Below are 21,149 nucleotides of genomic sequence, written 5' to 3' on the forward strand. Positions count from 1 at the left end.
GGCGCGGCCAGTCCAGTTCAGGGAGGAAGGAACACCGGCGGCTGATGGGCACCTCCGGTAGAGAGGAGAATCGCAGGGATAGTTTAAGGATGTATTGTTTCCACGCGCGCATCTGCCCCCCCGCGTCGCCCCGCTGGAAGGACAACGGCCGGAGGGGTCGATCCCTCCGGCCGTCAGGGCAGGTGCTTCGGCGACAGGCCCGGGGCGGGCCTGCCGGGGGCGTTATTCCGCCGCCTGAAGGGCGCCGGCGAGCCGTGCGCGCGCCGCCCGGATGCCGTCGCCGTAGGCGGGGCTCACAAGGTCGAACTGGGCCAGCGCCCGGTTCGCGATCTCGTCGGGGATGCCCGCCATGGCTTCGGCGATGTTGGCATAGAGCCGGGCCCGCTGGTCGTCGGTCATCACCTTGTCATGCAGGGCGCGGGGCTGGCTGTAGTCGTCGTTGCCCTCGCGGTGGTTGTAGCGCGCCGCATCGCCCGAGATCCTGAGCGGCGGCTCGGCCACGGTCGGATCCTCGACGGCCGCGCCCGGCACCGAGTTCGGCTCGTAATAGGCATCGACCGCCCCGGTGCGGTGGCCGAAGAAGTTCATCTGGCCGTCCTTGTGGTAGTGATGCACCGGGCAGCGCGGCGCGTTCACCGGCAGCGCCTCGTAATGGGTGCCGAGCCGGTAGCGGTGCGCGTCGGCATAGGAGAAGACACGCGCCTGCAGCATCTTGTCGGGGCTGAAGCCGATGCCCGGCACCTTGTTCGAGGGCGAGAAGGCCAGCTGCTCGATCTGGGCGAAATAGTTGTCCGCGTTGCGGTTCAGCTCCATCACGCCGACCTCGATCAGCGGATAGTCGGAATGCGGCCAGACCTTCGTCAGGTCGAACGGGTTGTAGGGCGTGGTCTCGGCCTCGGCCTCGGGCATCACCTGCACCATGAGGCGCCATTTCGGGAAGCGACCCTCCTCGATGGCGCCGAAGAGCGCCTCCTGATAGCCCTCGCGGGTGCGGCCGACGATCTCGGCGGCCTCGGCATTGGTGTAATGCGCGTGGCCCTGCAGGGTCTTCCAGTGGAACTTGACCCAGAACCGCTCGCCCTGCCTGTTCCAGAGCGAATAGGTGTGCGAGCCGTAGCCGTTCATGTGCATCGGATCGACCGGCAGGCCGCGGTCGGACATCAGGATCGTCACCTGATGCAGCGATTCGGGGCTCAGCGACCAGAAGTCCCACATGGCGGTGGCCGAGCGCAGGTTGGTGCGCGGGTGGCGCTTCTGGGTGTGGATGAAGTCGGGGAACTTCATCGGGTCGCGCACGAAGAAGACCGGGGTATTGTTTCCGGCGAGGTCCCAGTTGCCTTCCTCGGTGTACATCTTCACCGAGAAGCCGCGCACGTCGCGCTCGTGGTCGGCCGCGCCGAGCTCGCCCGCCACCGTCGAGAAGCGCACCGCGAGATCGGTCTGCTTGCCCACTTCCGAGAAGACCTTGGCGCAGCTGTAGCGGGTGATGTCGTTCGTCACGGTGAAGGTGCCGAAGGCGCCCCAGCCCTTGGCATGGACCACGCGCTCGGGGATGCGCTCGCGGTTCTGGTGCGCGAGCTTCTCGATCAGCTGGTAATCCTCCAAGAGCACCGGGCCGCGGGGACCCGCGGTCAGCGTGTTCTGGTTGTCGGCGATCGGCGCGCCGGCCGTTGTGGTCATGCGGGTCATGATGGTTGCTCCCTCGGTTGGCGTCTTTGCCCGGTGACATATGCCTGAGTTTTGGAATAAATATAAATCGGAACTTCTGTGTAATGCGATAAGGCCAGCTTATGAGACTCACGCTGCGGCAGCTTTCCTACTTTCTCGCCCTCGCCGAAGAGCGGCATTTCGGCCGCGCGGCCGAGCGGGTGCATGTCTCGCAGCCGGCGCTGTCGATGCAGATCCGCGAGATGGAGGAGACGCTCGACGCGGTCCTGTTCGAGCGCCATCCGCGCGAGGTGCGGCTGACGGCGGAGGGGCGCGAGGTGGAGCGGCGCGCGCGCCGCATCTTGGCCGAGGTTACGGAGCTCGAGGCGGCGGCGCGGCAGCGGGGGCTTGCGCAGAGGGTCAATCTGGGCGTGATCCCCACGGTTGCGCCCTATCTTCTGCCCGAGGTGCTGCCCCTGCTGCGGGCGCGCGACATCTCGCGCGACCTGCGGGTGCGCGAGGCCACCACCGACATCCTGCTGTCGGCGCTCGACCGCGGACAGATCGATGCCGCGGTGATCGCCGCGCCGCAGGCGGTGGCGGGGCTGAAGCTGGTGCCGCTCTTTTCCGACCGTTTCCTGCTGGCGGGGCGCGAGTCGATGCTGTCGGCGGCGGGGACCGAGGCGCTGCGGCCGGTGGGGCTCGATCCCGACCGGCTGCTGCTGCTGGACGAGGGCCATTGCCTTGCGGATCAGGCGCTCGAGGTCTGCGGGATGGACCGGCGGCAGGCGCGGCTCGACCTCGGGGCCTCGTCGCTCACGACGCTCTGCGGGCTGGCGGGGCAGGGGCTGGGGATGACCTTCCTGCCCGAGATCGCCTGGCGGCAGGAACGGGCGGCGGCGCCGGGGCTGGCCGTGCGCCGCTTCTCGAAGCCCGAGCCCGCGCGGCAGATCATGCTCGCGCGGCGGGCGGCCAGTTCGGCGTCGGACTGGTTCGAGGATCTGGCGCGGATGCTCGCACAGGCGGGCGAGACCCTGACCGGCCTCGCGCGCGCGGCGGTGCCGGCGTGAGGGGCTGCCCGCGCCAGACCCGGATGCGTCAGGCGGCGGCGCCCTGCGCGTCGGCCGCGAGCCACTCCAGCACCGTGTCGGGCGAGGAGACGCCGTAGGGGTCTTCGCCGTGGTTGTCGCAGAGGCCCGGCTCCTCGAACCAGGCTTCCACGCGGCCGTCCTTCACGATGGCCGCATAGCGCCAGGAGCGCAGGCCGAAGCCCAGATTGTCCTTGCGCACCAGCATCCCCACGCGGCGGGTGAACTCGCCCGAGCCATCGGGGATCACCTGCACATTCTCGAGACCCTGCGCCTTGGCCCACTGGTTCATGACGAAGCTGTCATTGACCGAGAGGCAGTAGATCGCGTCGATCCCGTGCGCCTGGAAATCGGCGAAACCCTTCTCGAAGCCCGGCAGCTGGTAGGTCGAGCAGGTGGGGGTGAAGGCGCCCGGCAGCGCGAACAGAACGCAGCGCTTGCCCGCGAAATAATCCTCGGTGGTCATGTCCTGCCAGCGGAACGGGTTCGGCCCGCCGAGGCTGTCATCGCGGACACGGGTGCGGAAGGTCACGGACGGGAGCTTGGAACCGGGCAACATTGGAATGATCCTCGTTTTACGACTGGCGGTTGCGGATTGTCGGTCTTCCGCTAAACGTCCGTTGCCCGAGGGTCAAGATGCTGCGGCGCGGCGGGAGGGCTCCGCCGCGCCGATGCTGAAGTCATGGGCACTTGCGCGCGCCTTCTGGCCGCCCGAGCGGCTCAGAGCGTGGCGGCGCCGGTCGCGGGCGCGGGCTCGATGCCGCCCGGACGGAAGAAACCCGAGGCATGGGCGAGGCCCGCCGCCGCGCCACCCGCGAGCGGCGCCACGATGAAGACCCAGAGGTCCGAAAGCGCCTTGCCGCCCACGAAGAGGGCAGGCGCCAGCGACCGCGCCGGATTGACCGAAACGCCGGTCACATTGATGCCCACCAGATGGATCCCGGTGAGGGTGAGGCCGATGGCGAGCCCCGCGAGCGCGGTCGAGGCGCTCGAGACATGGGATGCGGTGGCCGCGAGGATCACGCAGACGAAGACGAAGCTCGCCGTCAGTTCGAAGATCAGCGCCGCGCCCAGGGAATATTCGCCGAGATAGCCCGCGCCGAACCCGTTCTGGCCGAGCCCGTCGGTGGCCAGCACGAAGCCCGCCTTGCCCGAGGCGATCAGGAAGACGACGAGCGAGCCGAGGAGCGCCCCCGCAATCTGCGCCAGCACATAGCCGCCGAACTCGGCCATGGGCATCCGCCCCGCCATGAGAAAGCCGAGCGAGACGGCGGGATTGAGATGGGCGCCGGAAATGGCCCCCAGCGAATAGGCCGCGGCCACGATGGAGAGGCCGAAGGCGAGGGATATTCCCAACATGCCGATCTGCGGTCCCATCAGGACGGCGGCTCCGCAGCCGAAGAAGACGAGAATGAAGGTTCCGAGCAGTTCAGCCAGGAGCTTCTTGGTCATGGACTGTCTCCGAGATGAATGAAAAGGCCTGGGCAGCTCTTCGCGCCGGGAAGGCGCCCCTGCATTGCGCAACCTTCGCAGTGCGGGGCTGGCTTCGTCGCGCGCGACGGCCTATATGAGCACGGAATGTCGCTTTCATGATCGGAAAACTTGTGCGCGACCTGAAGATTCCCGACCAGCGCCACCCGGAGAAGGCGCACCGGCCCGACAATGTCCAGCCGAAGAAACCGTCCTGGATCCGGGTCAAGGCCCCCACCTCCGAGGGCTACAAGGAGACGCGGGACATCATCCGCGGTCAGAAGCTCGCCACCGTCTGCGAGGAGGCGGGCTGCCCCAACGTCGGCGAATGCTGGAGCCAGGGCCACGCCACCATGATGATCATGGGCGAGATCTGCACCCGCGGCTGCTCGTTCTGCAACGTGGCGACGGGCCGGCCGCAGGCGCTCGATGCCTTCGAGCCGGGGCGCGTCGCCCATGCGGTCAGCCAGCTCGGGCTGAAACATGTGGTGGTGACGAGCGTCGACCGCGACGATCTCGAGGATGGGGGCGCCGAGCATTTCGCCCAGACCATCCGGGCGATCCGCCATCGTGCGCCGGCCACGACCATCGAGGTTCTGGTGCCCGACTTCCTGAAATGCGGGCCCTCGGCGCTCGAGACGGTGGTGGCGGCGCGTCCCGACGTCTTCAACCACAATCTGGAGACGGTGCCCGGCCTCTATCCCGAAGTGCGGCCCGGCGCGCGCTACTTCCACTCGCTGCGGATCCTGCAGCGCGCGAAGGAGCTCGATCCCTCGATCTTCACCAAGTCGGGGATCATGGTGGGCCTCGGCGAGGACCGGCAGGGCGTGCTGCAGGTGATGGACGACATGCGCTCGGCCGATGTCGATTTCCTGACCATCGGCCAGTATCTCCAGCCCACGCCCAAGCATCACCGGGTCGACCGGTTCGTGACGCCCGAGGAATTCGCGGGCTACGAGAAGGCGGCTTACGGCAAGGGTTTCCTGATGGTCTCGGCGACGCCGCTCACGCGCTCCTCCTACCATGCGGGCGACGATTTCGCCCGGCTGCGCGACGCCCGGCAGAAGCGCCTCGGGGCCTGAGCGCCCGATCTGCGAAAAAAGCCGGCGGGGCGTCAGGCCCCGCCGGCTTTTTCATGGGGCAGGGCGGCCTTACTCGACCGCCGGCACCCGCTTCAGATAGGCCGCGATCGCCCGGCGATCCTCGTCGGGCAGCTGGCCCGTGTTGCGCACCACATCCGCCATCTGCCCGCCGGCCGAATCGTATTCCGGGGTAAAGCCCGAGCTCAGATATTCGGCGATGTCGCCCGCCGACCAGTCGAGCTTGGCCGGAGTGATGTTCGGGATCGTGCCGCGCCCCTCGGGGTTGGGGCCGCCGGCGAGCCACCGGCTCTCGTCGCGCAGGCCCAGCCCGTTGCGCGGCGTATGGCATTCGCCGCAATGGCCGAGCCCCTCGACCAGATAGCGCCCGCGCTCTTCCTCGGGCGTCAGGTCGCCCTCCACGATCCAGGACGGGCCGCCCGCCAGGAGCTTCCAGCCGCCGAGGATGACGCGCTGGTTGAACGGGAAGGCCAGATCGTGCGGCTCGTCCGCCCGGTCCGAGGGCGGCAGCGTATCGAGGAACGCCTTGAGGTCCGCCACGTCCTGCGCCTCCGCATGGGCATAGGAAGTGTAGGGGAAGGAGGGATAGTAATGCGATCCCTCGGGCGAGGTGCCGTGGCGGAGCGCGGAATCGAGGTCGGCCACCGACCAGCCGCCGATCCCGTGATCGGGATCGGGCGAGATGTTCGGCACGACGAACGTGCCGAAATCGGTCGTGAGCCGTTCGCCGCCGGAGAGCACGAGCCGTGCCTCGCCGGTGGCATCGGGCGCCGCGTGACAGGAGGCGCAGCCCCCGGCCCAGAAGATGCGCTCGCCCCGCGTCGCCTCGCCCGTCAGTCCGGCGAAGAGCTCCGGGTCGCTCTTCACGGGGCGGGTGAGCCAGAGCCCCGCCGCGCCCGCGATCAGCACGACCGCGAGGCCGGCACTCAGACTGCGCCGCACGGGTCAGTCCTTCTGGCGGTAGGTCTCGTGGCAGCTGCCGCAGCCGGCGCCCAGATCGCGCATCGCGCCCTGCAGGGAAGCGAGATCCGTGCCCGCCGCGGCCTGCATCTTCGCCGCAGCCTCTTCCATGTCGCTGATCTTCTGGGCGAAATCGTCCGGCTTCTCCCAGATCGCGGGCAGGGCCTCGCTGTCCTCGGCCTCACCCACGGCCGAGCCCTTGGGGAACAGTTCCGGCGAAAGCACCGAGGCCAGAGCGGAGAGGTTCGAGGCGGCATCGCCTGCGACTTCCGCATCGTAGGGCGTCTCTTCCTTCGCCATGCCGCCGAGCTTGCCGAGCTCATAGGCCATGAGCGTCATCAGGCCGTGGCGGCCTTCGATCATGCGCTCGATCTGGCGCGCGTCCTGGGCGAGGGCGGGCAGGGCCACGAGAGAGAAAGTCAGGGCGAGGGCGGGAATGGGTCGCATGGACGCCTCCTGGCTGGTGCTTCAATCCCGAAAATCTAGCCTGCCGGTGGCGACAAACATACTGGGAAAATGCAACTTTAATGTGATCGTGGACCCGCTGGCCATCTTGCGCCGACGGAGCTTCCGAGGCCGCGATCATCGGAGAGAGCACGTCCGTCATCCCCGAGCCTCGGGGCACGCTTCGGTCTCCGCAGGCCCACGGAAGAGGCGTGCCGGCTCTCCGCGCTCCGACATCCGGCCGGTGAGGCAGGCTTCCGGGGAGCAGGCGCGCCCGCTCGAGGCGCGGCCTCCAATGGCGAAGGTGGTAGCCTCGAAGCGCAGCGCGCCAGCGGGCGAGGGTGAGCCGCTCGGTCAGCCCTCTTCGAGGAAGCGCACCTTGCCGATGAAGGGGAGGTTCCGGTTGCGCTGCGCGAAGTCGATCCCGTAACCCACGACAAACTCGTCGGGGATCTCGAATCCGGTCCAGGTCGCGCGGATATCCACTTCGCGCCGCGAGGGCTTGTCGAGCAGGGCGCAGACCTCGAGCCGCTTCGGCTCGCGCGAGCGCAAAAGCCGCACGACATGGCTGAGGGTGAAGCCCGTATCCACGATATCCTCGACGACGAGCACGTCGCGCCCGGCAATCTCGCCGCGCAAGTCCTTGAGGATGCGCACTTCCCGGCTCGACGTCATGGCGTCGCCGTAGGAGGAGGCTTCGAGGAAATCCACTTCGACCGGCAGATGGATCTCGCGGACCAGATCGGCGATGAAGACGAAGGAGCCGCGCAACAGGCCCACCACCACCAGCTTCTCGGTCCCGGCGAAATGTTCGGTGATCTGGCGCGCCAGCACCTCGACCCGCGCGGCGATCTGTTTCGGAGAGATCAGCTGGTCTATGACATAAGGTCTCGTCGGCATGGCGCCCTCTTGCATCCTGCCGCCCCTTTATCCAGAAACGACGCCCAAGTCACGCCCGACCGGGGCCGTTGCCCGAGGACCGAACGCCGCGATGCCGACCCACTCCGAGAGCCGCCCGCTCCCCTGGTCCGCCCAGGAGATGTATGACCTCGTCGCGGATGTGGAGCGCTATCCGCAGTTCCTGCCGTGGAACTCGGCGGCGCGCATACGCTCGAGAAAACCCATACAGGGCGGGGAGTTGATGGAGGCGGATCTCGTGATCTCCTTCAAGGTCTTCCGCGAGCGGTTCGGCAGCCGGGTGAAGCTCTTTCCCGAGGCGAAGCGGATCGAGACGGAATATCTCGACGGGCCGTTCAAATACATGCGGTCCTCCTGGAGCTTCCACGACCGGCCCGAGGGCGGCTGCACCGTGGATTTCTTCGTCGATTTCGAGTTCCGTAACGCGATCCTGCAGGGGATCATCGGCGTGGTGTTCAACGAGGCCATGCACCGGATCGTCCGCGCCTTCGAGAAGCGCGCCCAGGCCCTCTACGGCCCGCGCTGACGGCGGAGCGACTCGCGGAAGACGACACCTGGGCGCGCGGCTCCTCGCGGGCCTCGGGCGGGTCCCCGTTCACGAAGCGCGAACTGGCCGCGGTCCTGCGGACGGCCTGTCCGCCACTGCGGCGCGGCTCAGGGCGCGGAGGGTTCTCTGACGGGAGAGTCGGCGCGGTCCGGTGGCGAGGGGCATCTCCGATCCGCTCGGCGCCGACAGGCCCGGAAATCGGCGGCAGTCCCACAGCTTCACGCGGTAGGCGGGCACCGGCAGCAGCTCATCGTCGCCTCACGCGCGCCCCACGCATGAGTCGGATAATCTGAATTATGTATTGTAAAGCGTGCCGGGACCGCACTTTGAACCGTCTCGCATGGGCTGAGACTTAAGGCCGCCTTGAAGCCTCCCACCGCCTCGGGGTAAGCGGGATCATCCCCAAGGAGCGTTGCCATGTCCTTCGATCGCCGTATCAAGATCGCCCCCTCGATCCTTTCCGCCGATTTCGCCAATTTCGGCGCCGAATGCCGCGCCATCGAGGCCCAGGGCTGCGACTGGGTGCATGTCGATGTGATGGACGGCCATTTCGTGCCGAACCTGACCTTCGGCCCGGCGATGTGCGCCGCGATCCGGCCGCACATCAAGGGCGTCATGGACGTGCATCTGATGATCGCGCCGGTCGACCCCTATATCGAGGCCTTCGCGGCCGCCGGCGCCGATGTCATCACCGCCCATCTCGAGGCCGGCCCGCACATCCACCGCACGCTGCAGGCGATCCGCGGCACGGGCCGCAAGGCGGGCCTTGCGCTCAACCCCGGCACCGGCCTCGATGCGGTGAGCCATCTTCTCGACCTGCTCGACCTCGTCTGCATCATGACGGTGAACCCGGGCTTCGGCGGACAGAAGTTCATCGCAAGCCAGGTGGACAAGGTGCGCGACCTGCGCGCCATGATCGGCGACCGGCCGATCCATATCGAGATCGACGGCGGCGTGACCCCCGAAACCGCGCCGCTGGTGGCCGCGGCCGGTGCGGACGTGCTGGTGGCGGGCTCGGCCGTCTTCAAGGGCGGCTCGGTCGACAATCCCGAGCCCTACGGCGCCAATATCCGCGCGATCCGCGCGGCAGCCGAGGCGTCGCTCGGTCAGGCCTTCGCGGCGAAGTGAGGATGGACGGGTCTGCCGGATGCGGCAGACCCTCATGCATCCTGTGAGGAACGCGGCGCAACGCACGGGCGTTGCGTGATTTTCAGACCACGGCCTTTTCGAGGAAGGGCCGCCCTGCGAGGACCCTTTCGACCGAGAGATCGGACAGGTCGAGGCTCTGCCAGCCGCCCGTCAGCAGATGCTCGGCGATGCCGCGGCCCACGGCCGGCGCCTGTTGCAGCCCATGCCCGGAGAAACCGTTCATCAGATAGAGGTTCGGCAGCGCCGGATGCGGCCCGAGGATCGCATTCTGGTCGAGACGGTTGTAGGCGTAGTGCCCGACCCAGTGGCGCACCACCTTCACCGCATCGAAGCCCGGAGCGCGGGTATAGAGCTGCTCCCAGATCACCTCCTCGAAGAGATGCAGGTCGGGCTCGAAATCCTGCGGGTCGCAGGGACTGTCGGTCTCGGGCACGGTGGCGGTGATCCACTGGCCGCCGCGCTCGGGCCGCAGATAGAAGCCGCGGTCGACCAGAAGCGGCGCGTCCGGGTGCCGGGCATTCGGCGCGTCGATCACGAAGACCGTGCGCTTGCGCGGTTCGACCGGCAGGGCGAGTCCCGCCATCCGCATGACCTCGGCGGCGCGGGTGCCGGACGCATTGATCGCGGCCCCGCAGGCGATGGTCTCGCCCGAGGCGAGACGGACGCCGCGCACCCTGCCCTGCGCCTGCTCGAGCCCCACGACACAATCGCGCAGGAACTCCACCCCTTGCAGTTTCGCCGCCGTCCTGAAGCCGTTCAGCAGGCCCATATTGTCGAACCAGCCCTCGTCGCGCGGCCCGAAAGAGCCCGCGGCCAGATCCCCCGTCTCGAGCCAGGGAAAGCGCGCGGCGAGCGCCGCGGGCGTGAGCATCTCGGTGGCGGCGCCGAGGCTGCGCTGCATGGCGGCCACCTCGGCCAGCACGGAGGCGCCCTCGGCCGTCGAGGCGAGGAAGAGATAGCCGTTCTCGGTCAGGCCCAGCGACGGGATCCCCACCTCCTGCCCCAGGCTCTCGCGGAAGTCGCGGATGAAGCCGATCCCGAAGCGCGAGATCGCCACATTGACCGGCGTCGTGAACTGCATCCGGATCGAGGCCACCGACAGAGCAGTCGAGGCACGGGCATAGGTCGGGTCGCGCTCGACCACGATCACCCGCAGGCCCGGCTGCATCCGGGTCAACCAGTAGGCGGCCGAGGCGCCCATGACCGCTCCGCCGATTACCACCACATCCGCCGTGCGCCCGCTCATGCCCCTGCCCCGCTGCCCTTTGCCGCGACGCTAGATCAGCGCCCCGGCGCCCGCCAGAGCCCACGCGCGGCAGCCACATTCGCGGCATGGCAGCGCCTGAAAAAGCGGCACGCTCCCGGAGGCACGGGGAAGCCGATTGCCGGGGATCGTGCCGCCTGAAAGGCGGTGCGCTTCAGCAGCTACGGGAGAGCCGAGGGTTAGGGGCCTTGCCGCCCTAGAAGCCGTCCGCTGCCGGACCTGCGGGCGAGCCGCCTTTCAGGGGCCATGATGCCTGACGGAGCGGTCACATCCCGGAGGCGCGGGAGAGCCGTTGTCCAAGGGCCCCGCGGCAAAGAAAAACGGCGCGATCCCGGAGGATCGCGCCGCTCTGTCTGCGAGGAGAAAGGGATCAGCCCGCGAGGGTCTTGGCGACCTCGGCCGCGAAATCCTCTTTTTCCTTCTCGATGCCTTCGCCCACGGCCATGCGCACGAAGCCCACGATCTCGACGCCGGCCTGCTTGGCGGCTTCCGCCACGGTCAGGTCGGGGTTGATGACGAACTTCTGGCCAAGCAGCGTGTTCTCTTCGAGGAACTTCTTCATCCGGCCCGGGATGATGTTGTTCTCGATCACCGCATCGGGCTTCGGCTTGGCCGAGGCCGCGTTTTCTTCCAGCGCCTTCTGGGTCTGCACGGTGCGCTCGCGCTCGACCACGGTCGGGTCGAGATCGGCTTCCGAGAGGGCCATCGGGTTGGTGGCCGCGATATGCATGGCGACCTGCTTGGCGATGCCGTTGTCGGCACCTTTCACGGCGACGAGCACGCCGATCTTGCCCAGCCCGTCAGCGGCGGCGTTGTGGACATAGGCCGCAACCGAATCGCCCGAGATCTTCGCCATCCGGCGCAGGGTCATGTTCTCGCCGATGACGGCGATGGTTTCCTGCAGCGTGGTCTCGACGGTCTTGCCGCCCATGTCGGCCGCCTTCAGCGCCTCGATGTCGTCCACGGTCAGCGCGGCCTTGGTGAAGCCCGTGACCATCGACTGGAAGTCGGCGTTCTTGGCCACGAAGTCGGTCTCGGAGTTCACCTCGACCGCCACGCCGGTGCCGCCGTCGACACAGACGCCGACGAGACCCTCGGCCGCGGTGCGGCCGGCCTTCTTCGCCGCCTTCGCGAGGCCCTTCGTGCGCAGCCAGTCCACGGCGGCTTCCATGTCGCCGTCGGTCTCGGTCAGGGCCTTCTTCGCGTCCATCATGCCTGCGCCGGTCGACTCGCGCAGTTCCTTCACCATCTGGGCGGTGATTGCCATTACGGCTCTCCTCAGTGAATTGCCAAAGACCGGGCGGGGAGTTACCCCCGTCCGGTAACGGGATTGCGACGGGCGGCCGATCAGGCCTCGAGCGTCTCTTCCTCGGGGGCCACGTCGAGCGCGCCGAGGTCGATGCCGGCGGCACCCATCTGGGCGCTCATGCCGTCGAGCGCCGCCCGCGACACGAGGTCACAGTAGAGCGCGATGGCACGGGCCGCGTCGTCGTTGCCCGGGATCACATAGTCCACGCCCTTGGGCGAGTTGTTGGTGTCGACCACGGCCACGACCGGGATGCCCAGCTTCTGCGCTTCGGCGATGGCGAGGTCTTCCTTGCCCACGTCGATGATGAAGAGCAGGTCCGGGGTGCCGCCCATCTCGCGGATGCCGCCGAGCGAGGCCTGCAGCTTCTGCTGCTCGCGCTCCATGTTCAGCCGCTCTTTCTTGGTCAGGCCCTCGGCGCCGGTGGCCAGAACCTCGTCGAGCTGCTTCAGCCGCTGGATCGACTGCGAGACGGTCTTCCAGTTGGTGAGCGTGCCGCCGAGCCAGCGGTGGTTCATGTAGTGCTGCGCGCATTTCTCGGCGGCTTCGGCGATCGGCTTCTGGGCCTGACGCTTGGTGCCGACGAAGAGGATGCGGCCGCCCTTGGCCACGGTGTCCCGCACGACCTTGAGCGCCTGGTCCAGCATCGGGACGGTCTGCGTCAGGTCGACGATATGGATGCCGTTGCGGTCGCCGTAGATGAACTCCGCCATCTTCGGGTTCCAGCGAGCCGTCTGGTGGCCGTAGTGAACGCCAGCTTCAAGCAGCTGACGCATGGAAAACTCGGGGAGCGCCATGTCCATGTCCTTTCCGGTTTGCGCCTCGGCGAAGCCTTGTAGAGGGTGTGCCCCCAACCGGTGGACCTGCGGGGATGTCTCCCCCGAAAGCCCGGACTTCGCCTGTGAAGTGGGCGCGCTTTATCCTCCCCGTCCGGCGATTGCAAGAGCCCTGGCCCCGGCGCGCCGGAAAAGGCGGGCCTCGGGGCCGCGTGCGGCAGCCTGACCCCCCTGCCGCCCCGGCACGGCGCTTGCCCAAGGGCGCGCGACGGGGCATCAAACCTGCATGAGCGTTCCCGCGATCCTCTGCATCGGCGCGGTCCAGTGGGACCTGATCGGCCATACGGCCGATCCGATGCCGGCCGGGGCCGACCTTCCGGGCCGCGTCTCGCGGATGCCGGGGGGTGTGGCCTTCAACATCGCGCAGGCGCTGGCGCGCGAGGGGCTGGCCGTGGCGCTCCTGGCGACGGTCGGCACGGATGCCGAGGGCGAGGGTCTGGTGCGGGCCGGCATGGCGCTCGGGCTCGACATGCGCTTCCTGCACCGCGGGGGCGCCACCGATCTCTATCTCGCGCTCGAGGCGCAAGGGGCGCTCGTGGGCGCCGTGGCCGATGCCCGCGCGCTCGAGGAGGCGGGCGAGGCGGTGCTGGCGCCGCTGCGCGACGGACGCCTCGCCACGGAGGCCCTGCCCTTCGCAGGCACGGTGGTGATCGACGGGAACCTTCCCGAGCCGGTCCTGAGCGGGCTCGCCGTCTCCGCGCTCCTTGCCCGCGCGGATCTGCGTCTCGCGCCGGCGAGCCCCGCCAAGGCGCCGCGTCTGGCCCCGCTTCTGGCCCATCCGGGCGCGGTGCTGCATCTCAACCGCGCCGAGGCCGCCGCGATCTGCGGCGCGGAATTCCCCACCTCGCTGGCCGCAGCCGAGGCGCTGCTGGCGCGGGGCGTGGCACGCGTCCTCGTCACCGACGGCGCGCTGCCCGCCACCGATGGCTGCGCCCGTCGCGGCCTTCTGCAGGCCTGTCCGCCCGCCGTTCCCTGTCGCCGGGCGACCGGCGCGGGCGATGCCTTCCTCGCCGCCCATCTCGCGGCCGAACATCGCGGCGCCGGGCGGGAGGCCGCTCTGGCAGCCGCGCTCGCCGCCGCGGCAGCCCTTGTGTCAGGAGACGACATCTCATGAATGCACCGCTCGCGCTCGACCGGGAAATCGCCGAGGCCCTGCTCACCGGGCAGCCCGTCGTGGCCCTCGAATCGACCATCATCACCCACGGCATGCCCTATCCGCAGAACGTCGAGACCGCGCGCGAGGTCGAGGCCACGGTCCGTGCCGCGGGCGGCGTGCCCGCCACCATCGCCGTGATGGACGGCCAGATCCGCGTGGGCCTGGGCCAGGCCGAGCTCGAACGGCTGGCGCGCGCCGACGAGGTGCAGAAACTGTCGCGGGCGGACCTCGCAACCTGCCTCGCCACCGGCGCCATGGGCTCGACCACGGTCGCGGCCACCATGATCGCGGCGAACTTGGCGGGGATCTCGGTCTTCGCCACCGGCGGGATCGGCGGCGTCCACCGCGGCGCCGAGACCAGCTTCGACATCTCGGCCGACCTGAACGAGCTGGCGCAGACGCCGGTCACCGTCGTCTCGGCGGGCGCCAAGGCCATCCTCGATCTGCCCAAGACCTTCGAGGTTCTCGAGACGCTGGGCGTGCCGGTCATCGCCGTGGGCCAGGACGAGATCCCTGCCTTCTGGTCGCGCCGCTCGGGGCTGAAGGCACCGATCCGGCTCGACACGGCCGAGGAGATCGCCGCGGCCCACCTCATGCGCGGGAGACTCGGCCTGCCGGGCGGGCAACTGGTGGCCAATCCGATCCCGGCCGAGGCGGAGATCCCGCTGGCCGAGATGGCGGCCGTGGTCGATCGCGCCATCGCGCGGGCCGAGGCGCAGGGCGTGGCCGCCAAGGCCGTGACGCCGTTCCTGCTCGACCTGATCTTCGATCTGACCGAGGGCCGGTCGCTCGAGGCCAACCGGGCGCTCGTCCTGTCGAACGCCCGGCTCGCGACCGACATCGCCCGCGCCATCGCCAGAGGCTGACGCGGGCGCAGCTGCCCCGGGGACCGCCCGTCAGAGGGCGGTCCAGCCTCCATCCACCGAGATCGTCGTCCCGGTGATCTGGTCGGCCGCGCCCGAGCAGAGGAAGACCACCGTGCCGCCGATCTGTCCCGTCGTGGCAAACTGGCGCGAGGGCTGGCGGTCGAGCATCACCTCGCGGATCACCGTCTCGCGGTCCATGTCGTGCGCCTTCATCTGGTCGGGGATCTGCGCCTCGACCAGCGGCGTCAGCACATAGCCCGGACAGATCGCGTTGCAGGTGATGCCCTTGCCCGCCGTCTCGAGCGCGGTGACCTTGGTGAAGCCCACGACCCCGTGCTTGGCCGCGACATAGGCCGACTTGTAGGGGCTGGCCGTCAGCCCGTGCGCCGAGGCGATGTTGACGATCCGCCCCCAGCCCTTGGCGCGCATCCCCGGCAGGGCCGCCGCCGTCGTGTGGAAGGCCGACGAGAGGTTGATCGCGAGGATCGCGTTCCATTTCCCGACCGGGAAGTCCTCGATCGACGAGACATGCTGGATGCCCGCATTGTTCACGAGGATGTCGCAGCCGCCCGCCGTCTCGATCAGCGCCCGGCACGCCTCGCCGTCCGACATGTCGGCCGCGATATAGCGGCAGCTCACCCCATGCTCGCGGCCGATCTTCTCGGCCAGCGCGTGATCCTCGTCGCGGTCGGTGAAGGAGTTGATGACAACCTCGGCCCCGGCGCGCGCCAGCTCCTCGGCGCAGCCCAGCCCGATGCCCGAGTTCGAGCCGGTGACGATTGCCCGCTTGCCTTTCAGATCCATGGTCCTGCCTCCCGTCATGTGCACTGGCCAAGACCTAGCCAATGGGCCGCAGGATGGCGAGATGGCACGGAGACCGGGGCGCCTGTCATTCGCGAAGCGCGAAAAAAAACGCCGGCGCGAAGCCGGCGTTAAGTCGTTGAGGCAGGTTTCATACAGGCAAGAAACCTATCGAGCAGTGAGATACTTATACGACCTTCTCCGCCGCTGTCCAAGGTAAAAGTTTGAAAAGGTTACCGCCCGCGGCTAAATCTGGCCCCCTGCGGATCGGCCACCGAGGAGCTGTTGCCGGAATGATACAGGAATACCGGTCCCGCCTGAGGGGCGCCGCGCTGGCTCTCGGGCTTGCCGTTCTGGGCACGACGCTGGCCGCCGAACCCCGGCACGGCATAGCTATGTATGGCGAACCGGCGCTTCCACCGGATTTTGTGTCTCTGCCATATGCAAATCCCGACGCGCCGAAGGGCGGCCGGATCGTGCTGGGCGAGACGGGCGGATTCGATTCCCTGAACCCCTACATAGTTAAGGGCCGTGCCCCCTATTCGCTCGCGCCGCTGACGGTCGAGACGCTGCTCGGCCGGTCGCTCGACGAGCCCTTCACGCTCTACGGGCTCCTCGCCGAATCGGTCGAGACGGACCCTGCCCGGACCTGGGTCGAATTCACGCTGCGCGAGGGCGCGCGGTTCTCGGACGGGACGCCCGTGACGGTCGAGGATGTGCTCTGGTCGTTCGAGGTTCTCGGCACCCAGGGGATGCCGCGCTACTGGGGCGCGTGGCAGAAGATCGCGAGCGCAGAGCAGACGGGCCCGCGCTCGGTCCGCTTCACCTTTTCCGAGCAGGACCGCGAGCTGCCGCTGGTGCTGGGCCTGCGACCGATCCTGAAGAAGGCGCAGTGGGAGGGGCGGGACTTCGCCTCCTCGGGCTTCGAGGCGCCGATCGGCTCGGGGCCCTACATCCTCGAGAGCTTCGAGCCGGGCCGGGTGCTGCGCTACCGCCGCAACCCCGACTGGTGGGGGCGCGACCTGCCCTTCAACCGCGGCCAGCACAATCTCGACGAGGTGGTGGTCGAGTATTTCGGCGATGCGAGCGTGGCCTTCGAGGCGTTCAAGGCCGGCGCCCTCTCGGTCTACCGCGAGACGAGCGCCGCCCGCTGGGCCACCCACTACGGTTTCCCGGCCGTGCAGAGCGGCGCGATGGTCAAGTCCGAGATCCCGCATGGCCGCCCTTCCGGAATGGAGGGGCTGGTGATGAATACGCGTCGCGCCCTTTTCGCCGACTGGCGCGTGCGCGAGGCGATGCTCCTGGCCTTCGACTTCGACCTCGTCAACCGCACGCTGACCGGCGGCGCCGAGCCGCGGATCGCCTCCTACTTCTCGAACTCGGCGCTCGGCATGGAGGTGGGAGCGCCTGCCACGGGGCGCGAGCGGGCGCTGCTCGAGCCCTTCGCGGCAACCCTCCTGCCCGGCACGCTCGACGGCTATGCCCTGCCCGCCACGCACGGCGCCTCGAACCGCAGCAATCTGCGCGAGGCCGCCCGGCTTCTCTCGGAGGCCGGCTGGCGGATCGAGGACGGGATGCTCGAAGGCCCCGGCGGCGAGCCCTTCGCCTTCGAGATCCTGCTGCCGCAGGGCGCGGATGCGATGATCGCGGCCGCGATCATCTACCGGCAGGCCCTGACGCGGCTCGGGATCTCGGCCCGCATCACGACCGTCGATCCGGCGCAGTTCAAGCAGCGGGTCGACAATCAGGATTTCGAAATGACGAGCTTCCTGCGCTCGCTCAGCCTGTCGCCCGGCAACGAGCAGCTCCTCTACTGGTCGGCCGAGGACAAGGATCTGCCCGGCTCGCGCAATCTGATGGGAATGGAGAGCCCCGCCGCCGAGGCGGTGATCCGGCACATGCTGGCCACCGACGATGCCGAGGAGTTTCAAGCCTCCGTGAGGGCGCTCGACCGGGTTCTGACCGCCGGTAGATATGTCATTCCAATGTGGTATTCTCGGGTCTCCCGGCTGGCGCACGACAAGCGCCTGCGCTATCCGGCAAAAACACCCATCTATGGCGACTGGCCGGGATTCCTGCCGGACGTCTGGTGGCAAGAAAAGTGAGAGCGAGCGGACGAAGATGAAGAAACTGGTGGTTCTGGCGGTCGTCGCGGCCGCCCTTCAGGGCTGCAACACGGTGGCCGGCGTCGGGCAGGACATCACGGGTGGCGCGAACCGCGTCGGCAACTGGGTGATGGGCCCCGGCTACTGATCCGGGGCCGACGCCCGGCCTTTCTCCTGACAGGATCGGACGATCCCCCGGCCCTCCCGCAGGGCCGGGCGGTCTTCACTGTGCGACGAACATCCGCTTCGGCGCCTGTTCGAGCTCGGCCACCCGCGCCTGAAGTGCTGCCAGATCCGCCTCCCGCGCGCTCAGGCGCTCGGCCAGCTCCTCGGGGGTGGGCTGCGGCGCCTCCTCTTCCCGGGCCCCCGCGATGCCGCGGAAGAGCCGGGCGAAGAGCCGCGAGAGATCGTCCATGATGAGGAAGAAGGACGGCACGATCACGAGGCTCAGCACCGTCGAGACGATGATGCCGCCGATCACGGCGGTGGCCATCGGCGCGCGGAACGGCCCGCCCTCGCCCACGCCCAGAGCCGAGGGCAGCATCCCCGCCGACATGGCGATCGAGGTCATGACGATGGGACGGGCCCGCTTGTGGCCGGCCTCCATGATCGCGGAGAACCGGTCCATGCCCCGCGCCCGCATCTCGACCGCGAAATCCACGAGCAGGATCGCGTTCTTGGTCACGATCCCCATCAGCATCAGGATCCCGATCAGCACCGGCATGGAGAGCGCCGAGCCCGTCAGGATCAGCGCCGCGGCGACGCCCCCGATGGCCAGCGGCAGCGAGAAGAGGATGGTGAAGGGCTGGAGCACCGAGCGGAACAGCAGGATCAGCACGGTCAGCACCAGCATGAGCCCGAGGATCATCGCATTGCCGAAGCTCGTCATCAGCTCCTGCTGCACCTCGGCGTCGCCCGCCTCCTGAATCCGCACGGTGGGCGGCAGGGCCACGCTTTCGGTGATCTCCTTGAAGCGCGCCGAGGCGGTGCCCAGCGCCACGCCCACGGGCAGGTTCGCCCCGATGGTCGCACGCCGCTCGCGGTTCAGCCGGTCGACGACGCTCGGACCCTCGGCGATGCGGATGTCGGCCACCGCCGAGAGCGGCACCTGCGCGCCGGAGGCGGTGGTGACCTTCAGCGCCGCGATGCGGGCCAGATCGCCCCGCGCCGCGGTCGCGAGCTGCACCCGCACCGGGATCTGGCGCCCGTCGAGCGAGATCTTGGCGAGGCTCGCGTCGATGTCGCCGATGGTCGCCACCCGCACGATCTCGGCGATCTGCGCCGTGGTCACGCCGAGCCGGGCCGCCTCGTCGCCCCGCGGCGTGATCTGCAGCTCAGGGCGCGGCAGCGCCCCCTCCGAGGCCACATCGGCCAGCAGCGGGTCGCCCCTGAGCGCGGATTCGAGCCGCGCCACCGCCGCGTTCAGGTCGGCCTCGTTGCTCGAGAGGATCGAGAAGCTCAGGTCGCGCTCGCCCCGGTCGTTCAGCTTGAAGGCGCGCACGTCGGGCACGTCGGCGATCCGCGCGAAGATCTCGGCCTCGATCTCGTTCTGCGGCCGGACGCGGCCCTCGGGCGTCATCTGCGGCAGGAACGGCCCCACGAGCGGCAGCCGCCCGGCCAGCGTCACGATGCGGTAGCTGAGCCGGTGGTCGAGCTTTTCGAGCAGCACCGTCACCGCCGCGCGGCGGATGTCGCGCTCGCCCGTGGGCGAGGCTCCGCCCAGCACGAAGACATTCTCCACCCCCTTCACGTCGCGGATCCGGTCGAGGATCGCCTGCGTCGTCCGGTCGGTCTCGTCGAGCGAACTGCCGGGGGCAAGCTCCACGCTGAGCGGGATGCGGCTCACGTCCTCGGGCGGGATGAAGCTGCCCGGAATGCGCAGCATGAAGAACATCGAGACGGCGAAGACCCCGATGGCCGCCAGAAGGGTGAGATAGCGGAAGCGCAGGGTCTGGCGCACGAGGCCCAGATAGCCGCGCATGATGAAGCCGTCGCCGTGGGATTTCTCGTCGGCATCCTTCGCGCGCATGAGATAGGCCGCCATCATCGGCGTGATGAGCCGCGCCACGAGGAGCGAGAAAAGCACCGAAATGGCGACGGTGAGGCCGAACTGGGCGAAATACTGCCCCGGGATGCCGGGCATGAACGAGACCGGCACGAAGACCGCGACGATGGTGAGCGACGTGGCGATCACCGCCATGCCGATCTCGTCGGCCGCGTCGATGGCCGCGCGGTAGGGCGATTTGCCCATGCGGATGTGGCGCGCGATGTTCTCGATCTCGACGATGGCATCGTCGACGAGGATGCCGGTGGCGAGCGTGATGGCGAGGAAGCTCACGAGGTTGAGCGAGAAGCCCAGCAGATCCATCACCCAGAAGGTCGGCACCGCCGACAGGGGCAGCGCCACCGCCGCGATGAAGGTCGCGCGCCAGTTCCGCAGGAAGGCCAGCACCACGAGCGTGGCCAGAAGCGCCCCCTCTAGGAGCGTGTGAAGCGCCGCCTCGTAGTTGCCGTAGGTGTAGAAGACCGTATCGTCCACCAGCTCGGTGCGGACCTCGGGATGCGCCCGTGCGAGATCGGCCAGAACCGCATTCACGGTCTCGGCCACCGAGACCTCGCTCGCGCCCTTGGCGCGGAAGACCGCGAAGGTCACCACCGGCTCGCCGTTGAAGCGCGAGAAGGAGCGCAGCTCCTCGTAGCTGTCCACCACCTCGCCCAGATCCGAGAGCCGCACGAAGCGCCCCGAGGGCAGCGCGATGGTCGTGGCGGCGAGCCGCCCGGCCGTCGCCGCATCGCCCAGCACGCGGATCGCCTGCTCGCCCTGCCCGAGCTCGGCCCGGCCCGAGCCGAGATTGGCATTCGTCGCGCGCAGCTGCGCGTTCACCTGCGGCGCGGTGATGCCGAAACTGTCGAGCTTCACCGGATCGAGCTCCACCCGGATCTCGCGTTCGGCTCCGCCGTAGCGGTCCACCCGGCCGATGCCGGGCTTGCCCTGAAGCGCGCGGGTGATCGTGTCGTCCACGAACCAGGACAGTTCCTCGATCGTCATGTTTGGCGAGGAGACGGCGAAGGTCATGATCGCCTGCCCCTCGACGTCGATGCGCGTCACGATGGGCGCCTCGATCCCGCCCGGCAGGTCGCCGCGGATCTGGTCGATGGCGTCCTTCGTGTCCTGCACCGCCTTGTCGGTGGGCACCTCCATGCGGAACTCGACGACGGTGGTCGAGCGGCCGTCCACCACGGTCGAGGTGATGTTCTTCACCCCGGTGACGCCCGCCACCGCATCCTCGATCTCCTTGGTGACCTGCGTCTCCATCTCGGCGGGCGCGGCGCCGGCCTGATCGACCGTCACCGCCACCAGCGGCACGTCGATGTTCGGAAAGCGCGTGATGGGCAGCGTGTTGAAGGCCTGCCAGCCCAGCACCATCAGCAGGACGAAGCCGAGGAGCGGCGCGACCGGATTGCGGATCGACCAGGCGGAGAAGTTCATCG

The 21,149-nt window shown here is 68.7% G+C and carries 19 protein-coding genes; 8 read left to right on the forward strand and 11 right to left on the reverse strand.

Going from position 1 to position 21,149, the window contains the following annotated elements:
- Positions 1-222: 222 nt before the first annotated feature.
- A complete protein-coding gene (locus A9O63_RS02605; protein ID WP_069330533.1) occupies positions 223-1,689 on the reverse strand; it encodes a catalase in 1,467 nt (488 codons plus the stop codon).
- A gap of 101 nt (positions 1,690-1,790) precedes the next feature.
- Here A9O63_RS02605 and A9O63_RS02610 point away from each other — a divergent pair, with 101 nt between their 5' ends.
- The gene (locus A9O63_RS02610) at positions 1,791-2,717 is read left to right on the forward strand and encodes a hydrogen peroxide-inducible genes activator (protein WP_069330534.1); all 927 of its coding nucleotides are present in this window, start codon (positions 1,791-1,793) and stop codon (positions 2,715-2,717) included.
- Positions 2,718-2,745: 28 nt separating this feature from the next.
- Here the strand turns inward: A9O63_RS02610 and A9O63_RS02615 are convergent, their stop codons facing one another.
- On the reverse strand, positions 2,746-3,294 hold the full coding sequence (locus A9O63_RS02615; protein ID WP_009562223.1) for a peroxiredoxin: 549 nt from the start codon (positions 3,292-3,294) through the stop codon (positions 2,746-2,748).
- Between the two features lie 161 nt (positions 3,295-3,455).
- Complete coding sequence (locus A9O63_RS02620; protein ID WP_069330535.1) at positions 3,456-4,187, reverse strand: aquaporin; 732 nt, start codon at positions 4,185-4,187, stop codon at positions 3,456-3,458.
- Positions 4,188-4,324: 137 nt separating this feature from the next.
- Here A9O63_RS02620 and lipA point away from each other — a divergent pair, with 137 nt between their 5' ends.
- Positions 4,325-5,287, forward strand: coding sequence for a lipoyl synthase (gene lipA, locus A9O63_RS02625; protein ID WP_084295536.1), 963 nt, complete (start codon positions 4,325-4,327; stop codon positions 5,285-5,287).
- Positions 5,288-5,356: 69 nt separating this feature from the next.
- On the opposite strand, the gene A9O63_RS02630 is transcribed toward lipA, so the two are convergent.
- From A9O63_RS02630 to hpt, 3 genes are all read right to left on the reverse strand, one after another.
- Positions 5,357-6,247 (reverse strand): c-type cytochrome, encoded by an 891-nt coding sequence (locus tag A9O63_RS02630; protein ID WP_069330536.1) that lies wholly within the window; start codon positions 6,245-6,247, stop codon positions 5,357-5,359.
- Positions 6,248-6,250: 3 nt separating this feature from the next.
- Positions 6,251-6,712, reverse strand: coding sequence for a c-type cytochrome (locus tag A9O63_RS02635; protein ID WP_069330537.1), 462 nt, complete (start codon positions 6,710-6,712; stop codon positions 6,251-6,253).
- 351 nt (positions 6,713-7,063) lie between these two features.
- Complete coding sequence (hpt, locus tag A9O63_RS02640; protein ID WP_069330538.1) at positions 7,064-7,609, reverse strand: hypoxanthine phosphoribosyltransferase; 546 nt, start codon at positions 7,607-7,609, stop codon at positions 7,064-7,066.
- Between the two features lie 91 nt (positions 7,610-7,700).
- On the opposite strand from hpt, the gene A9O63_RS02645 reads away from it, so the two are divergent.
- Both A9O63_RS02645 and rpe read left to right on the forward strand, forming a co-directional pair.
- Positions 7,701-8,153 (forward strand): type II toxin-antitoxin system RatA family toxin, encoded by a 453-nt coding sequence (locus A9O63_RS02645; RefSeq protein WP_069330539.1) that lies wholly within the window; start codon positions 7,701-7,703, stop codon positions 8,151-8,153.
- A gap of 438 nt (positions 8,154-8,591) precedes the next feature.
- Positions 8,592-9,302 carry a ribulose-phosphate 3-epimerase gene (gene rpe, locus A9O63_RS02650; protein WP_011841008.1) on the forward strand — a complete coding sequence of 237 codons (711 nt, stop codon included), beginning with the start codon at positions 8,592-8,594 and terminating at the stop codon, positions 9,300-9,302.
- Between the two features lie 82 nt (positions 9,303-9,384).
- On the opposite strand, the gene A9O63_RS02655 is transcribed toward rpe, so the two are convergent.
- From A9O63_RS02655 to rpsB, 3 genes are all read right to left on the reverse strand, one after another.
- A complete protein-coding gene (locus A9O63_RS02655; RefSeq protein WP_069330540.1) occupies positions 9,385-10,569 on the reverse strand; it encodes an NAD(P)/FAD-dependent oxidoreductase in 1,185 nt (394 codons plus the stop codon).
- Positions 10,570-10,957: 388 nt separating this feature from the next.
- Positions 10,958-11,854: a translation elongation factor Ts gene (gene tsf / locus A9O63_RS02660; RefSeq protein ID WP_002719943.1), complete on the reverse strand. Its 897-nt coding sequence runs from the start codon at positions 11,852-11,854 to the stop codon at positions 10,958-10,960.
- A gap of 80 nt (positions 11,855-11,934) precedes the next feature.
- Positions 11,935-12,696, reverse strand: a complete 762-nt coding sequence (gene rpsB / locus A9O63_RS02665) for a 30S ribosomal protein S2 (RefSeq protein ID WP_002719944.1) — start codon at positions 12,694-12,696, stop codon at positions 11,935-11,937.
- A gap of 259 nt (positions 12,697-12,955) precedes the next feature.
- Here rpsB and A9O63_RS02670 point away from each other — a divergent pair, with 259 nt between their 5' ends.
- Together A9O63_RS02670 and A9O63_RS02675 are read left to right on the forward strand one after the other, a co-directional pair.
- On the forward strand, positions 12,956-13,843 hold the full coding sequence (locus tag A9O63_RS02670; protein ID WP_069330541.1) for a PfkB family carbohydrate kinase: 888 nt from the start codon (positions 12,956-12,958) through the stop codon (positions 13,841-13,843).
- On the forward strand, positions 13,840-14,751 hold the full coding sequence (locus A9O63_RS02675) for a pseudouridine-5'-phosphate glycosidase (RefSeq protein WP_069330542.1): 912 nt from the start codon (positions 13,840-13,842) through the stop codon (positions 14,749-14,751). The genes A9O63_RS02670 and A9O63_RS02675 overlap by 4 nt, the downstream gene beginning before the upstream one ends.
- A gap of 30 nt (positions 14,752-14,781) precedes the next feature.
- Here the strand turns inward: A9O63_RS02675 and A9O63_RS02680 are convergent, their stop codons facing one another.
- On the reverse strand, positions 14,782-15,555 hold the full coding sequence (locus tag A9O63_RS02680; protein ID WP_069330543.1) for a 3-hydroxybutyrate dehydrogenase: 774 nt from the start codon (positions 15,553-15,555) through the stop codon (positions 14,782-14,784).
- Between the two features lie 290 nt (positions 15,556-15,845).
- On the opposite strand from A9O63_RS02680, the gene A9O63_RS02685 reads away from it, so the two are divergent.
- Both A9O63_RS02685 and A9O63_RS02690 read left to right on the forward strand, forming a co-directional pair.
- A complete protein-coding gene (locus A9O63_RS02685; protein ID WP_069330544.1) occupies positions 15,846-17,657 on the forward strand; it encodes an extracellular solute-binding protein in 1,812 nt (603 codons plus the stop codon).
- 16 nt (positions 17,658-17,673) lie between these two features.
- Positions 17,674-17,805 carry an entericidin gene (locus A9O63_RS02690; protein WP_002719949.1) on the forward strand — a complete coding sequence of 44 codons (132 nt, stop codon included), beginning with the start codon at positions 17,674-17,676 and terminating at the stop codon, positions 17,803-17,805.
- A 75-nt stretch (positions 17,806-17,880) separates the two neighbouring features.
- Here the strand turns inward: A9O63_RS02690 and A9O63_RS02695 are convergent, their stop codons facing one another.
- Positions 17,881-21,147 (reverse strand): efflux RND transporter permease subunit, encoded by a 3,267-nt coding sequence (locus A9O63_RS02695; RefSeq protein ID WP_069330545.1) that lies wholly within the window; start codon positions 21,145-21,147, stop codon positions 17,881-17,883.
- Positions 21,148-21,149 lie beyond the last annotated feature (2 nt).

The sequence above is a fragment of the Cereibacter johrii genome, assembly GCF_001720585.1.
In the GTDB taxonomy this organism is placed as follows: domain Bacteria; phylum Pseudomonadota; class Alphaproteobacteria; order Rhodobacterales; family Rhodobacteraceae; genus Cereibacter_A; species Cereibacter_A johrii.